The sequence below is a fragment of the Caballeronia sp. EK genome (assembly GCF_014384845.1).
GTDB classification, from domain to species: Bacteria; Pseudomonadota; Gammaproteobacteria; order Burkholderiales; family Burkholderiaceae; genus Caballeronia; species Caballeronia jiangsuensis.
Map to the genome: position 1 here is coordinate 39,684 of NZ_JACSUE010000005.1, position 15,666 is coordinate 55,349.

At 61.1% G+C, this 15,666-nt stretch carries 12 protein-coding genes; 6 read left to right on the forward strand and 6 right to left on the reverse strand.

Annotation, left to right across the window (positions count from 1 at the left end; all coding sequences use genetic code 11):
* Positions 1–47: 47 nt before the first annotated feature.
* From IAG25_RS15575 to alaS, 3 genes are all read right to left on the reverse strand, one after another.
* A complete protein-coding gene (locus IAG25_RS15575) occupies positions 48–1,082 on the reverse strand; it encodes a threonine aldolase family protein (protein WP_187606116.1) in 1,035 nt (344 codons plus the stop codon).
* A gap of 155 nt (positions 1,083–1,237) precedes the next feature.
* The gene (locus IAG25_RS15580; protein WP_187605665.1) at positions 1,238–1,474 is read right to left on the reverse strand and encodes a hypothetical protein; all 237 of its coding nucleotides are present in this window, start codon (positions 1,472–1,474) and stop codon (positions 1,238–1,240) included.
* A gap of 749 nt (positions 1,475–2,223) precedes the next feature.
* Positions 2,224–4,848, reverse strand: a complete 2,625-nt coding sequence (gene alaS, locus IAG25_RS15585) for an alanine--tRNA ligase (protein ID WP_187605666.1) — start codon at positions 4,846–4,848, stop codon at positions 2,224–2,226.
* A 213-nt stretch (positions 4,849–5,061) separates the two neighbouring features.
* Here alaS and IAG25_RS15590 point away from each other — a divergent pair, with 213 nt between their 5' ends.
* On the forward strand, positions 5,062–6,282 hold the full coding sequence (locus IAG25_RS15590; RefSeq protein WP_187605668.1) for a CaiB/BaiF CoA transferase family protein: 1,221 nt from the start codon (positions 5,062–5,064) through the stop codon (positions 6,280–6,282).
* A 7-nt stretch (positions 6,283–6,289) separates the two neighbouring features.
* On the opposite strand, the gene IAG25_RS15595 is transcribed toward IAG25_RS15590, so the two are convergent.
* Positions 6,290–6,502, reverse strand: a complete 213-nt coding sequence (locus tag IAG25_RS15595) for a hypothetical protein (RefSeq protein ID WP_035510797.1) — start codon at positions 6,500–6,502, stop codon at positions 6,290–6,292.
* 363 nt (positions 6,503–6,865) lie between these two features.
* On the opposite strand from IAG25_RS15595, the gene IAG25_RS15600 reads away from it, so the two are divergent.
* Together IAG25_RS15600 and IAG25_RS15605 are read left to right on the forward strand one after the other, a co-directional pair.
* A complete protein-coding gene (locus IAG25_RS15600; protein WP_187605670.1) occupies positions 6,866–8,575 on the forward strand; it encodes a glutamine--tRNA ligase/YqeY domain fusion protein in 1,710 nt (569 codons plus the stop codon).
* A 90-nt stretch (positions 8,576–8,665) separates the two neighbouring features.
* Positions 8,666–9,640, forward strand: coding sequence for a transporter substrate-binding domain-containing protein (locus IAG25_RS15605; RefSeq protein WP_187605671.1), 975 nt, complete (start codon positions 8,666–8,668; stop codon positions 9,638–9,640).
* Between the two features lie 174 nt (positions 9,641–9,814).
* Here the strand turns inward: IAG25_RS15605 and IAG25_RS15610 are convergent, their stop codons facing one another.
* Positions 9,815–10,960 carry an IS481 family transposase gene (locus IAG25_RS15610; protein WP_187605673.1) on the reverse strand — a complete coding sequence of 382 codons (1,146 nt, stop codon included), beginning with the start codon at positions 10,958–10,960 and terminating at the stop codon, positions 9,815–9,817.
* A gap of 938 nt (positions 10,961–11,898) precedes the next feature.
* Between IAG25_RS15610 and IAG25_RS15615 the strand changes: the two genes are divergently transcribed.
* From IAG25_RS15615 to IAG25_RS15625, 3 genes are all read left to right on the forward strand, one after another.
* Complete coding sequence (locus IAG25_RS15615; RefSeq protein WP_187605675.1) at positions 11,899–12,666, forward strand: hypothetical protein; 768 nt, start codon at positions 11,899–11,901, stop codon at positions 12,664–12,666.
* Positions 12,666–13,208 (forward strand): VapC toxin family PIN domain ribonuclease, encoded by a 543-nt coding sequence (locus tag IAG25_RS15620; protein ID WP_187605677.1) that lies wholly within the window; start codon positions 12,666–12,668, stop codon positions 13,206–13,208. Before IAG25_RS15615 ends, IAG25_RS15620 begins: the two co-directional genes overlap by 1 nt.
* Positions 13,209–13,358: 150 nt before the next feature.
* Complete coding sequence (locus IAG25_RS15625; RefSeq protein ID WP_187605679.1) at positions 13,359–14,786, forward strand: hypothetical protein; 1,428 nt, start codon at positions 13,359–13,361, stop codon at positions 14,784–14,786.
* 82 nt (positions 14,787–14,868) lie between these two features.
* Here the strand turns inward: IAG25_RS15625 and IAG25_RS15630 are convergent, their stop codons facing one another.
* The gene (locus IAG25_RS15630; RefSeq protein ID WP_187605681.1) at positions 14,869–15,615 is read right to left on the reverse strand and encodes a DUF5677 domain-containing protein; all 747 of its coding nucleotides are present in this window, start codon (positions 15,613–15,615) and stop codon (positions 14,869–14,871) included.
* Positions 15,616–15,666 lie beyond the last annotated feature (51 nt).

The following is a 15,666-nucleotide window of genomic DNA, read 5'->3' on the forward strand; positions in this document are numbered from 1 at the left end:
GAATGTGCGGGCATGTTGGAGCGCTGCGACGCGCGTGTCAATCGGGGTTAGGTCGACGCGGCCAGCGTGCGCACGTCATCGACGAAGCGTTCGACGGTTTCCCGCTGCGTGTCCCATGCGCACATCAGGCGGCAGCCGCCGGAACCGATGAACTGATAGAAGCGCCAGCCCTTCGCGCGCAGCGCGGCCGCGACGTGCGTTGGCAGTTCCGCGAACACCGCGTTCGATTCGGGCTCGAAGAGCAGACTCACGCCGGGAATCTCGACGAGGCGCTCGGCCATCAGTTGCGCCATCGCGTTCGCATGACGCGCGTTGCGCAGCCACACGTCGTCATCGAGCAGACCGAGCCACGGCGCGGAGATGAAGCGCATTTTCGATGCGAGCTGTCCCGCCTGCTTGAGGCGATACGCGAAATCGGCGGCGAGCGCCTTGTCGAAGAACACGACCGCCTCGCCCACCGGCAAACCGTTCTTCGTGCCGCCGAAGCACAGCACGTCGACGCCCGCGCGCCACGTGATCTCCGACGGATGCACGCCGAGCGTCGCGACCGCGTTGGCGAAACGCGCGCCGTCCATGTGCACTTTCAGATGACGGCGCTTGGCGATCGCGGCGATCGCGCGGATTTCCTCGACCGTGTACACGGTACCGACTTCCGTTGCTTGCGTGAGCGCGACGACCTTCGGCTTCGGATAGTGGATGTCCGCGCGTTTCGTGACGAGTTCCTCGATTGCATCGGGCGTGAGCTTGCCGTTCTCGCCGCGGGCGGTGAGCAGCTTCGAGCCGCCCGAGAAGAACTCGGGGCCGCCGCATTCATCGGTTTCGATATGCGCGAGCTCGTGGCAGATCACCGAGTGATACGACTGACACAGCGAAGCGAGCGCGAGTGAATTCGCCGCGGTGCCGTTGAATACGAAGAAGACTTCGCAATCGGTCTGGAAGAGATCGCGGATGCGGTCGCAGACTTGCGTGGTCCACGAATCGTCGCCGTAGGCGGGTTCGTGGCCGCTCGTGTTGGAATTGATGAGCGCCTGCAGCGCTTCGGGGCAGATGCCTGCGTAATTGTCGGAGGCGAAGTGCTGGATCGGGTCCGTGGACGCTGTCATGGGATCGCTGTGATGGCCTTGTCGAAACGAGGCGCGCGCAACGCGTGGCGTCGCGCGGCCGGCAATCCGGCCATTCTAGCGGCTCGGATCGGCGCGCGCCGTGGCGCCGATCCGGGCGATGCTTGTTTGCCGTCTTACTTGGCGTCGGTCCCGCTCGCCGCGTTGGCTTGCTGCGCCTTCTTGTCCTTCTTGCTGGCTTCGTGATGGCCGATCGCGCAGCCACCGACCGCGCCCGCCGTGCCGTGCTTGCCCGCGACGTGTCCCGCCACGCCGCCGACCGCCGCGCCTTCGACGCAGCCCTTGGCCTGTGCCGCGCCGGTGGCGGCGAGCATGGCGGATGTCAGTGCGATCAATGCGATTTTGCGACTCATGGTGCTTCTCCCTCTTCTCGTTGAACGTGATGGGAGCGTTGCATGTGATGTGCCTGACAGGCTGTAAGTTGACGGTGCGGTTCGGAGGGGCGGTTTGCTTGGGTTGTCGCCGGATCCCGGGTTCTTTTTGGTCTATTAGCTCTGCCCCTGTGCGGGGCGGCAGTCACTTTCTTTGCTGCTGCAAAGAAAGTAACCAAAGAAAGCAGCTCGTTCAGGCCCGCGGTCACACGCACGTTGGCCATGCTTGCCAGCCGGAAGTGGCACTCGCCTAAGTGTGGCTCTCATAGGCCCAACCGGGCTTGGCTCGCGCACGGTCTGACAAACCATAACCTTGAGCGCGCTGGTTCAGCACCAAATAGCTTCGGCACAGCGCTACGCGCTGCCGTTGGGTATGCGAGGGAAACCGTCGAAGAAGAAGCGCACGCCGACCCGATTGACCCATCGGCCGCGAAGCGGGCCGGAGCCATTTGGTGCTGAACCAATAACGCAAGCGATGCGATGCGTCAGACCGTGCGCGAGCCAAGCCCGGTAAGTCCTTCGAGGGCGACACTTAGGCGAGGGCCACCAGGGGCTGGCAAGCATGGCCAACGTGCGTGTGACCGCGGGCGATGAGAAGCTGCTTTCTTTGGTTACTTTCTTTGCAGCAGCAAAGAAAGTGACCCCCGCCCCGGGGAGGGGCAGTGCCAATAGACCGACAAGAAAACGGGATCCGGCGAACTTGACAGACATCCGCCGAATGAACATCCGCTCTAGAGCTGCTGCTGCACCCAACCAGTCACGCCGGCGAGCGCGGCCGGCAAATTCGCCGGTTCCGTGCCCCCCGCCTGCGCCATATCCGGACGGCCGCCGCCCTTCCCACCAACCTGCTGCGCGACGAAATTGACGAGTTCACCCGCCTTCACCTTCTTCGACGCATCCGCCGTCACGCCCGCGATCAGGCTGACCTTTCCGCCCTCCACCGACGCAAGCACGATCGCCGCGCTCTTGAGCTTGTCCTTCAGCTTGTCGACGGTTTCGCGCAGCGTCTTCACGTCCGCGCCTTCGAGCTGCGCGGCGAGCACGCGCACGCCGGACACATCGACGGCCTGCGACACGAGTTCATCGCCCTGACTGGCTGCGAGCTTCGACTTCAGCGCGCCGAGCTCCTTCTCCAGCGACTTCACATGCTCCTGAACCTGCGAAATACGCTGCGTGAGTTCGGACGGCTGCGCCTTCAGCACGCCCGCCGCCGCGTTGATGCGGGAATCGAGCTCCTGCACGTAGCGCACTGCATTGTCGCCAGTGATCGCCTCGACGCGGCGAATGCCCGCCGCGACGCCGCCTTCCATCACGATCTTGAAGAAGCCGATGTCGCCCGTGCGCTGCACGTGCGTCCCGCCGCAAAGTTCGCGCGAGAAGCCGAGATCGAGCACGCGTACCGTGTCGCCGTACTTTTCGCCGAAGAGCGCCATCGCGCCGCCCTTCACCGCGTCGTCGTACGGCATCACGCGCACGACGCCCGGCGCGTTCGCGATGATCTCGTTGTTCACGATCTGCTCGACGCGGCGGATTTCGTCGTCCGTCATCGGCGCGTTGTGCGCGAAGTCGAAGCGCGTCTTGTCGGCATCGACGAGCGAGCCCTTCTGCTGCACGTGGCCGCCGAGCACGTCGCGCAGCGCCTTGTGCATCAGGTGCGTGGCCGAGTGGTTGCGCGCGGTGCGGGCGCGGCGAATGGCGTCGATTTCGGCCTTCACGACATCGCCGACCTTGAGCGTGCCCTGCTCGACCGTGCCGTGATGACCGACGACATCGGCCTGCACTTTCAAGGTATCCGCGACGGCGAAGCGCACATTCGCGTTCGCGAGCACGCCCTGATCGCCCACCTGGCCGCCCGATTCCGCATAGAACGGCGTGTGATCGAGCACGACGACCGCCTGCTGGCCGTCCTTCGCCTCATTCACCGATGCGCCTTCGACATACAGCGCGAGAATTTTCGCGTCGTCGAAGATTTCCTTTTCGTAGCCGTGGAACGTGGACTTCGCGCCCGCGTATTCGAGGCCCGCCGCGATCTTGAACTTGCCCGCCGCGCGGGCCTGATCGCGCTGACGCGCCATCGCGTCGTCGAATGCGGGTTCGTCGACGGTCACGTCGCGCTCGCGGCACACGTCGGCGGTCAGGTCGAGCGGAAAGCCGTAGGTGTCGTGCAGCTTGAACGCCAGTTCGCCGTCCAGTTGCTTGACGCCCTTCTTTTCCAGATCCGCGAGTTCGCCTTCGAGAATCGACATGCCGTGCTCGATGGTCTCGAAAAAGCGCTCTTCTTCCTGACGCAGCACGTCGGTCACGCGCTGCTGCGCTTCCTTCAGTTCGGGGTACGCCGCCCCCATTTCCGCGACGAGATCGGTCACGAGCTTGTGGAAGAACGCGCCCTTCTTGCCGAGCTTGTAGCCGTGACGGATCGCGCGGCGCACGATCCGGCGCAGCACGTAGCCGCGGCCTTCGTTGCCGGGAATCACGCCATCGACGATGAGGAACGAGCACGCGCGGATGTGGTCCGCGATCACCTTCAGCGAGTTGTTTTCCAGATCTTCGGTGTTCGTCTCGCGGCTCGCGGCCTTGATGAGCGTCTGGAACAGATCGATTTCGTAGTTGCTGTGCACATGCTGCAGCACGGCGGCGAGCCGTTCGAGGCCCATGCCCGTATCGACGCACTGCTTGGGCAGCGGCGTCATGTTGCCCTGCGCGTCGCGGTTGAACTGCATGAACACGAGATTCCAGATCTCGATGAAACGGTCGCCGTCTTCTTCAGGAGACCCCGGCGGGCCACCCCAGATTTCCGGGCCGTGGTCGTAGAACACTTCGGAGCACGGACCGCACGGGCCGGTGTCGGCCATCTGCCAGAAGTTGTCCGATGCGTAGCGCGCGCCCTTGTTGTCGCCGATACGGATGATGCGCTCGACCGGCACGCCGATTTCCTTCGCCCAGATGTCGAAGGCTTCGTCGTCTTCCTGGTAGACGGTCACCGTGAGTTTTTCCGCCGGCAGGTTGTAGACCTTGGTCAGCAGTTCCCAGCAATAGTGGATGGCGTCGCGCTTGAAGTAATCGCCGAACGAGAAGTTGCCGAGCATCTCGAAGAACGTGTGATGGCGCGCGGTGTAGCCGACGTTCTCCAGATCGTTGTGTTTGCCGCCCGCGCGCACGCTGCGCTGCGCGGTGGTCGCGCGCGAGTACGGACGCGATTCGCTGCCCAGGAACACGTCCTTGAACTGGACCATGCCCGAGTTGGTGAAGAGCAGCGTCGGGTCGTTGCCGGGCACGAGGCTCGACGAACGCACGATCGTATGGCCCTTCGATTCGAAAAACTTCAGGAATTTCTCGCGTATTTCGGCGGCTTTCATAGCGTACGGGGCGTGTCTTCGGTTCTTTGATGGTGCTCGCGGGCGGCTCGCTTCGAGCGTTGCCGGCGCGGCAAGGGTGATTGTCGATTATACGGGATTCGCCGCGCGCAGCCGGGCGCGCGGCGTGTCCGCGCGGTATGTCCGGTCTCGCGCGGGCGGCCGTTCTGTGCGACATTCGCAGTCCGGAGACAATTTGAGCGAGCGAACCATCGAATGGGAGCCTTGAGCCATATCCGCGTGCTGGACCTGACCCGCGTGCTGGCGGGTCCGTGGTGCGCGCAGACCCTCGCCGATTTCGGCGCGGACGTCATCAAGATCGAGCGGCCCGAAACCGGCGACGACACGCGCCACTGGGGGCCGCCCTACCTGAAGACGCCCGGCGGCGAGGACACGCACGAGGCCGCGTACTATCTCGCCGCGAACCGCAACAAGCGTTCCGTGACGGTGGATATCGCCACGCCGGAAGGCCAGCGGATCGTCCGCGAGCTGGCCGCGCAAAGCGATGTCGTGCTGGAGAACTACAAGGCCGGGCAACTGAAGAAGTACGGGCTCGACTACGAATCGCTGAAGACCGTGAAGCCGGACCTCGTCTATTGCTCGGTCACGGGCTTCGGACAGACCGGGCCGTATGCGCAGCGCGCGGGCTACGACTTCATCGTGCAGGGCATCGGCGGGTTCATGAGCATCACCGGCGAGCGCGACGGCCAGCCCGGCGGCGGTCCGCAAAAGGCCGGCGTGGCGATCGCGGACCTGATGACCGGCATGTACGCGACCATCGGCGTGCTCACCGCGCTCGCGCACCGCGACCGCACGGGCGAAGGCCAATACATCGACATGGCACTGCTGGATGTTCAGGTCGCGATGCTCGCCAACATGAACACCAACTTTCTCGCGAGCGGCACGCCGCCGGTGCGCTGGGGCAATGCGCATCCGAACATCGTGCCGTATCAGACCTTCCAGACGAGCGATGGCTGGATCATCGTCGCCGTGGGCAACGACGGGCAGTTCCGCAAGTTCGTGGACGTCGGCGGTCGTGCGGATCTGGCCGACGATCCGCGTTTCACGGCGAACCCGTCGCGCGTGCGCAACCGCGACATCCTCGTGCCCATTCTCGCGGACATGGTGCGGCTGAAGGGCAAGCACGAATGGATCGCGGAACTCGAAGCCGCGGGCGTGCCGTGCGGTCCGATCAACGATCTGGGCGAAGTGTTCGAAGATCCGCAGGTGCTCGCGCGCAAGATGCAGATCGATTTGCCGCATCCGACGGCCGGCACGGTGAAGGTCGTCGCGAGTCCGATCAAGATGAGCGCGACGCCGCCCGAAGCGCGCACGCATCCGCCGTTACTGGGCGAGCACACGACGAGCGTACTCGCCGAAGTGCTCGGTTACGACGAGGCGAAAATCGCGCAGTTGCGGGCGTCGAAGGCAATCTGAGCGGAGATCAGCGAACGCCGGCGCCGATCAGACCGCCCGCCGCCGCGCCCGCGACAGTGCCGATCGGCCCGCCCGTGACCAGATAGCCGAGCGCGCCGCCCGCGGCCGCGCCGACTCCGGCGTGCGCCTGCTGGCGGGACACGTTCGCGCAGGCCGCGAGGCTCGATACGAGCGCGGCTGCAGCGGCGAACCTGAGCGTCGTGAGGGCGATCTTCTTCATGATGGGCTTCCTTGTTTTATCGTTGTGATGTGTCGTGCTTTTCGTGCATGCCTGCGATCGATGCAGGCGAGCCGATCTTAGAATCGCGCACCCGTGCCTTTCAACGCGATTTACGTCCCGTTACGGCGGTTACGAAGCGCGTTATCGCGCACACACCGTGTAATGGAACTCGCAAAAGGACAAAAGGAGGCGACTGTGCGAATCGCGCGACGAACGCCGTCGCGGCCTGCCCTCGATGGTTGCGTAAGGTAGAATCGACCCAATATTCAAGGCATTCGTACGCGTTTCTGGCCGGCTGGCCGCAAGGAACGCTTCCCGAACCGTTTCACGCGCGCGAGCGCATCCGCTGGCACTCTCTTTCGCATGAACACCGATCGCAACGACGCTCCGGCGCCATCCAATTTCATTCGCAACATCATCGAAGACGACAACCGCTCCGGCAAATGGGCGCAGCGGGTCGAGACGCGCTTTCCGCCCGAGCCGAACGGCTATCTGCACATCGGCCATGCGAAGAGCATCTGCGTGAACTTCGGCCTCGCCGCGGCTTACGGCGGCGTGTGCCATCTGCGCTTCGACGACACGAACCCCGAGAAGGAAAGCGTCGAATACGTCGATTCGATCATCGACGCCGTGAAATGGCTCGGCTTCGACTGGAACAAGGACGGCGCGGAGCACAAATATTTCGCGAGCGACTACTACGACAAGCTGTACGAGTTCGCCGAGATGCTCATCGCCAAGGGCCAGGCGTACGTCGACAGTCAGACCGCCGAAGAGATGCGCGCGACGCGCGGCTCGGCCACCGAAGCGGGCATCGACTCGCCGTATCGCTCGCGTACGCCCGAAGAGAACCTCGACCTCTTCCGCCGCATGAAGGCGGGCGAGTTCAAGGAAGGCGAGCACGTGCTGCGCGCGAAGATCGACATGGCGTCGCCGAACTTCAACATGCGCGATCCGGTGATCTATCGCATCCGCTTCGCGCATCATTACCGCACGGGCGACACGTGGTGCATCTACCCGATGTACGACTACGCGCACTGCGTGTCGGACGCGATCGAGAACATCACGCACTCGCTCTGCACGCTGGAATTCGAGGATCATCGGCCGCTCTATGACTGGTTCCTCGCGCAGCTCGCTGACGACGGCGTGTTTCAACGTCCGCTGCCGCAGCAGATCGAGTTCTCGCGCCTGAATCTCACGTATGCGATCACGAGCAAGCGCAAGCTGCTGCAGCTCGTGCAGGACAATCACGTCGATGGCTGGGACGATCCGCGCATGCCGACCATTGTCGGTGTGCGCCGGCGCGGCTTCACGCCGGAAAGCATCCGCTTGATGGTCGAGCGCGTCGGTGTCACCAAGGTCGATTCGTGGATCGACATGAGCGTGCTCGAAGGCGCACTGCGCGACGATCTCGACGAGAAAGCGCCGCGCGCGATCGGCGTGCTCGATCCGCTCAAGCTCATCATCGACAACTATCCGGAAGGACAGAGCGAGTCGTGCAGCGCGCCGGTGCATCCGCATCATCCGGATCGCGGCGTGCGCACGTTCCCGTTCTCGCGCGAGTTGTGGATCGAGCGCGAGGACTTTCAGGAAACGCCGCCGAAGGGCTATTTCCGCCTCTTCCCGGGCAACAAGGTGCGCCTGAAATACGGCTTCGTCGTGGAATGCACGGGCGCGGACAAGGACGAAAACGGCAACGTGATCGCCGTCCATTGCAACTACTTCCCGGACAGCCGGTCGGGCACGGAAGGCGCGAACAACTACAAGGTGAAGGGCACGATCCACTGGGTCAGCGCGGCCACCGCGTATGCGGCCGAAGTGCGCCTCTATGACCGTCTCTTCAAGGAACCGCAGCCCGGCGCGGGCGGCGCGGAATTCCTCGATGCGCTCAACCCGGATTCGAAGCGCGTCGTGAACGCGTATCTCGAGCCGAGCGCGCGCGATGCGAACGCCGAAGACCGCGTCCAGTTCGAGCGGCACGGCTATTTCGTCGCGGACCGTGTGGATTCGCAGCCGGGCAAGCCGGTGTTCAACCGCATCGTGAGCCTGCGCGACAGCTGGGGCAAACCGGCCTGATATCGACGTAACAAAGGCGCCGCGCAGCCACGCGGCGCACTCGGTGAATCTCGCCGGACTCACCGCACGCCGCTTCTAACGAGGACATCCATGAAGCTGCCGCATGCCTTCGCGCCGCATCGCACCTGGGCGCAACGAAGTGCCGCCCTCGCCTCGTGGCTCGTGCTCGCATCCGCCGGCGCGCATGGCGCCACCGCTGCCGAACTCACCACGGCGCAGGCCACCGTCGATCAGATGCCGCCTTCCGCGACGCTGCGCAAGATCGTGGAGAACGGCGCGATCGTGCTCGGCACACGCGAGTCGTCGGTGCCGTTTTCGTACACGGTGAAGCAGCAGCCGGTCGGCTACTCGTACGACATCGCGCTGAAAGTCGTCGACGAAATCAAGAAGCGCCTCAAATTGCCGAATCTCGCGGTGAAGAACGTGCAGGTCACGTCGGCGAACCGCATCTCGTATGTCGTGAACAATCAGGTCGATCTGGAATGCGGCTCGACCGCGCATGTGGCCGACCGCGATCCGCTCGTCGCGTTTTCGAACAGCTTCTTTCAGTACGGCATCCGCATGGCCGTGAAGAAGAAGTCGGGCATCCGCGATTACGCGGACCTCGCGAACAAGACGGTGGCGACGACGGCGGGCACATCGGATGAGCGCATGTTGCGGCAGATGAGCATCGACAAGAAGCTGAATCTGCGCATTATCAGCGCGCGCGATCATGCGGAAGCGTTCGCCGCGCTGAAGTCGGATCGCGCGGTGGCTTTCGTGATGGACGATCCGCTTCTCTACGGCAAGATCGCTCAGGAAGGCGCCGCGCGCAATGAATATACGGTGACGGGCGCATCGCTGGCGAATGAGGCGTATGGATGCATGATGAGAAAGGGCGATCCGGTGTTCAAGCGCATCGTGGATGATGTGATCGCCAATATGCAGCGTTCTGGCGAAGCTGCGAAGCTCTACGACACCTGGTTCATGCGGCCGATTCCGCCGGATGGTATGAACCTGGAATTCCCGATGTCGCCGGAGATGAAGGCGTTGTTTGCCAATCCTAATGATCGCACGGTTGATTGAGTTGGGTTTTTTCGCCCGAATCCCGTGTGCGTGACTGAGTTGGGTTTTCGCCGGATCCCGGTTTCGCGGTGGTCTATTAGCACTGCCCCTCCCCGGGGCGGGGGTCACTTTCTTTGCTGCTGTGTATGGACCGGAGACATGGTTGACACATGTGCGGAGACATAGCTGACACTTCTATCTTGACGCATCGGGCTGATTTGGGTCAAAGGTCATGAGTCGATGATGAGCGAAATAAAAATCATAGGCGTCTGCAATTTCCGGGTTCATACGCGCTGCCACGTCCAATCGATGCAATGCGCTCGATACGCGTAGTTGGTAGCCTCGAAACGTTATCTTGCCGTTCCAGCCCACGCGCAACACTTCGTCGTCGGGACCGTACTCGATCGGCGCCAGCGTGCTGGGCATCGCGCGCGGGCTGCTGCGATAGCGCGTGATCGGCGTGGCCATGCCGATGCCCTGATGCGGGCGCTGGTGGTTGTAAATCTCGCGCCAGTAATCAAATTCGCTCTGTACCTGAGCCTGGGTGGTGAAGCTGCGCCCGTTGAGCACTTCGGCTTTCAGCGAGCGGTGAAAGCGTTCGTCCTTGCCGTTGGTCTGCGGGTGATAGGGACGGCTGTAGGTGACACGAATGCCCAGGCGAATCAGCCAGATGGCCAGCTCCGAGAGCTGGCCGGGCTTGCCCGGCGAGCCCCAGGGCGCGCCGTTGTCAGTGTTGATCTGGGCGGGCAGGCCGTAGCAGGTGAAGGCGCGCTCCAACTGGGCGCGCACGGTGTTGCCATCGGTGGCGCCGCACGCGTGCAGCACCACGTTGTAGCGCGAATGATCGTCCAGCACGGTGAGCGGGAAACAGCGCGTCTGATCGAGTATGAGGAAATCGCCTTTGAAGTCCATCTGCCACAGCTCGTTGGGCTCGCCGCGCTCAAAGCGCTGCCAGGCGGTGGCATCGGCCGAGGCCTTCTGGCCGATGCGCCCGTGGCGATGCAGGATCGAATTGACCGTGCTGGGTGCCAGCCTGGCCAGCCCCATATCGACGAGGCGTCGGCTGAGCTTACGCGCGCCCCAAGCCGGGTGGGCATCGCGCAGTTGCAGCACCTGCTGCTCGAGCTCCGGCGCACTGATGCGCGGGCTGGTGAGCGGGCGACGGGAGAGATCGGCAAGCGCTTGATCGCCGCCCACTTCATAACGTCTGAGTATCTTGTATCCCGTCTGCCGGCTGATGCCGAAACGCCGGCACAGCTCACTGAACGGGATCTCGCGCTTGAGCGCAAGGCTCACGAAATCAAGGCGAAGTTGCATGATGTTTTGGGGGTTCCACGGCATGATTGGTCTCGGGCGTTGCATGCCCGAAAGTGTCAACCATGTCCCCGCACACCTGTCAGCGATGTCCCCGGTCTATACACTGCTGCAAAGAAAGTAACCAAAGAAAGCAGCTTCTCATCGCCCGCGGTCACACGCACGTTGGCCATGCTTGCCAGCCCGTGGTGGCACTCGCCTAAGTGTCGCCCTCGAAGGCCCATTCGGGCTTGGCTCGCGCACGGTCTGACGCATCGCACCGCTTCACTGACTGGTTCAGCACGAAATGGCTCCGGCCCGCTTCGCGGCCGATGGGTCAATCGGGTCCGCGTGCGCTTCTTCGACGGTTTCCCTCGCATACCCAACGGCAGCGCGTAGCGCTGTGCCGAAGCTCTTTGGTGCTGAACCAGCGCGCTCAAGGGTATGGCTCGTCAGACCGTGCGCGGTCCAAGCCCCGCGAGACCTTCGAGGGCACTCGCTACTGCCGGGCCATTAGGCCAATCGCCTGTGCCGCGGCCGGTGTGAAGTGCTTAGGCTGGGGAAAGCTGTTTCTTTGGTTACTTTCTTTGCAGCAGCAAAGACGGGAACGAGGCTCAAACCCGTGTGAATAGGGATTTTCAGGAAAAATCCCTCTTTTCCATCCAACACTCCATCCAACAGCCGGTCGTCGCGCCTCACCCGCCGCACAAGAATAACCGCTAAAAAGCCGGCGTAAGGCGTCCCAGTCGCGCACGGACGTCGCATGTCCCATTTTGATGGCACAGTGAATGCCAAAATTGGGATATGAACAGACATGTGGTGCTGCCCCCTTTTCTTGAGCGCCCCGACATTGATATGATCACTGTCGACGAATTAACGACTGAAAATAGGGAAGTATCCGCGAGCTTAGCTCGGTTTTGCGGAGCTACGTTCGGTGCTGCTGCTCCATGCGCGACGGTGCCCTGACGAAGCGGAGGCTTATAGACATGGACGACCAAGACGAATATCTGTTTCGGATAGGCGCCTTCACGCCGGGAACAATACCGATGGAGCGCCTCGCGAAGTACATGACTTCGCTTGCAAGGCTATTCGGGAACGATGCCAACGTCCACCTCGATCACATCGAAGAAGGTAGCACTATGCCTGTGCTGAAGGTCGATGTTGAGGCCGCATCGAAAGTGTCAGCACGCATCGCCGACCTTAGCAGAGGGGAAGCTGCAAACGATGCCCGCATTGGATTCGACGAACTGAACGCTCTGCTTCGTGACGATAACGCGACCGGCGAACTCCGCCAACGCTTCCTTGGCCAAGAAATGGGTGCCGTCGTCCTCCGATTCCCAGGCAAAGATCTACCGCGACCACTTACATTTGGACCGTTCACCGAACCTGCAACATTCGACGGCGAACTCGTGAGAGTCGGCGGTCGGGATAAAAGCGCTCACGCCACAATCATCGACCCAGACGGCCGCTCATGGCACGGCGAGATCAGCCGCCAGCTTGCACAAGACCTGGCACCTTATCTCTACAAAGGTCCGATTCTGCGTGTAAACGGTGATGCTCGCTGGGAGCGTCGAGAAGACGGTGCATGGCATGTCACTTCGCTGAAGATTAACGAGTTCAGCGTCCTAGACGATGAAACACTTCTCGAAGTTACAGATCGGCTCCGTAAGCTGGAAAGTTCCGGCTGGAGCAAGCATGACGACATCGACGGCTACATTACCGCCTTAAGAGGCGAAAGTGACGGGTTGCACTGATGGTAGTGTTTGATACATCTTTTCTCGCACTCGCCTTCGACGGCGATTACAAGGTCCCGCTCGACCCAACGACTGGAGAGCCACTGACGCAGTGCGCAGAGCGCATTAATCACTTGATTCGCCGCCTGAGCATGTCGAAGCAACGTATTCTCATCCCTACACCGGTCTTGGCCGAGTACCTTGTCGAAGGCGGACACGACAAAGACAAGCGGGTGCAAGTCTTTGCGGGCTCTCGGGTTTTTTCGGTCGCTGCTTTCGATCAACGCGCAGCCATCGAATGCGCCATGATTGAAGATGGCGATTCAAAACGAAAGAGAAAGCTCACGCCTAATGAAACGAAGGCCAAGGTAAAGTTCGACCGTCAAGTGATCGCCATCGCGAAAGCGAATCGGGTTGAATCGCTATACACGGGCGACACGACGCTTGCGAAGCATGCGGCTGAGAACGGGGTCAACGCTATCTTGACGTGGGAAGTGCCGATGCCGGCCCTCTCGCCTCAGCTTCAATTTGACTACGAGGCGCAGCGCGCCGACCTTCCGTAGGACCCCATTTCTAACATTAGTCTTGGGGCCGTTGACTCGTGTTCGCACCGCGTGCGGTTCTGTGCATCGACGTGACGCACGTGAGTAACTTCGACCTACAACACGCCGCGACGGCTCCTTCACACACCAACCTTCTAACTATCAACCGGCATGAACGAACTAACCCCGAAGCAGTCGATGGAGCTTGTCGACCCACAGGCGCAAAGAATCGTGGACTTCCTGAAAAACATCGGGCTGCCACACGACAACATAATCGCCGCGCAGGATCAAAGAGCCATCATTGGACAAGCCCTTCCAAACGTTATAGCGTCGCTTCCTCCCGAGGTTAAGAAGGACGCTCGCTATTTGTCCAAATTTGTCGTTGGGGCCGGGTTCGGGCTATTCGACTATTCGCTTAATGCCGTCTGGAACGAGGTTGTCCTTAACCTGCATAAAAAAGTCGTTGCCTATGGCCTCGACATCTTCTACGACGCTGCCGTTGGAGGCAAGGCGCGGGAATTCTATAAGTCTGAGGACGACCTTCGTTCATTGAAGGATGCGGTACTGCTAGACACCTGCCGCAAGCTTGAGTTGATTGCCGAGACAACTCATAAAAAGCTGAAGCACATCCTTGATATGCGGAACGATATTGGAATCTCGCATCCGACTAACTATGTGATCAACGCATATGAATTGCTCGGCTGGTTGACCACATGCATACAGGACGTCCTCAACGACCAACCGACGGAGGCCGCACTTCAAGTACAAGCGTTCATTCAAAATCTTCGCACCTACACCAAGCCGTTCGAGCCTGCCAATCAAGCGAGCATCGAGCAGAAGATCAAATCCCTCGCGTCGCATCACTGTGGCCACATGCTTCGCACCATGTTCGGGATCTATGTTGCGGCTGACACTGACCCGCAGGTTCGAAAGAACATCTCCATACTGGCGGTGACCGTGTGGGCGTCTAGCGACGTTGAAACGAAGTACAAGCTTGGACTGACGCTCGAAGGTTACAACACAAATCTATACGCGGACAAACACCTCCTTGGTGAGCAGTTCTTTGCCGCCGTCGGAGGCAACGCCTTCCGTTCACCTTCTGAAAAAGCCCTGCAAGTCGATGCATTACTTGACGAATTGCTGGAAAAACACAACGGATGGGACAACTTTCATCACGAAGCCCCGGTTGCAGACACGCTGGCTTCATACATTGTCTCGCAGCCGGATATCTTGCCGAACTTTGCGAACAAGCTCATCAAGGTCTTCCTCACATGCCGGATCGGAAGAGGCGTTTCTTACAACGATGGAGTGTCGCCGCGAGCGAAGCCTTATTATGACCGGCTACTAGCGCTACTCGGAGATCAATTTGGCTGGCAGGCTCTTGCATCGTTGACTAGCTACGAAATTCAATCACAACTTGAGCGAACCATTTGCCGGGTGCAAGCCTGCGCCGCTCTCACTGTTATCAAGCGCAGCGTTGTGAACCAACGACTCATCGAATGTATTGATTACCTGATCGCCAACCTGCCGAATTCTGGGCGAGTCGTCCTGGATACAAAGTTCAAGGCCCTTTCCGCCGGACATCTCAACTGGCAGTAACCAGAACATGGGCGACGAGGACATTCGGCCTCGTCCTCCCACAGCAGCAGGCACCGACGACGACGGCGACGACCTCAGACGCCTACTCGCCTTCGGGCGCAGGCGCCACCTCTCGCCACATAGCCACTGCCTTCGTCGTCATCGTGTCGACTTCCTCGGCAGACACGCCGGTCGAGAACTTGGGTATCTCGTTCACACAGCGAATGAGGTAGTCGACGGCGAGGTTATGCAGCATGACCACCACCTCGGGCCTTATCGCTGCGCGATACTCAAGCACTGGCGACGCTCCACTGTCGTGCCGTTGCAGCAAGGTCGTCGCGTTCGAATGGACGAACGCACACAGCACTCGATAGGACACATACATCGGCTCCACGTCGACTTTCTTTAGCTTGTCCTTAAGTCCGAACGTCCTAACCTGCCGGGCCAATAGCTCCGCGACGATCGGCTTGTTTACTCCGACCCATGTTTCGAGCGTGCGTCTCATGTCGTCATCGATATTTTTGCTACCCAGAAGCTCGTTGAATAGCTTACCGTTCTCCTGAGCGGTATAGAGCTTCATCGAGTCCAGATAGGCTGGGTCCCTCGATAAGTTCAGTAGGTCGCCGAGCCCATCAAGCATCGACCGAATCGGTCCTGCCGCATGACTTGCTAGGCCAAGCCTGCTTAACTTCATGGCGGCGTGAAACTGCTCGAACATCGACAACGTAAGACAGGCGGACATCTTCGCCGCGTCATTGTCGGCCTGCACGATGATACGCGGCAGGAGTTCACGATCGAACATCCCGATGATGGCGTTCGCGGTCTCGTGGACTTCTTTCAGATCAGGCATAAAAGCCTCAGAAGAAATGACGACTGGGCATTATGCCAGCCTAGCGTCGGA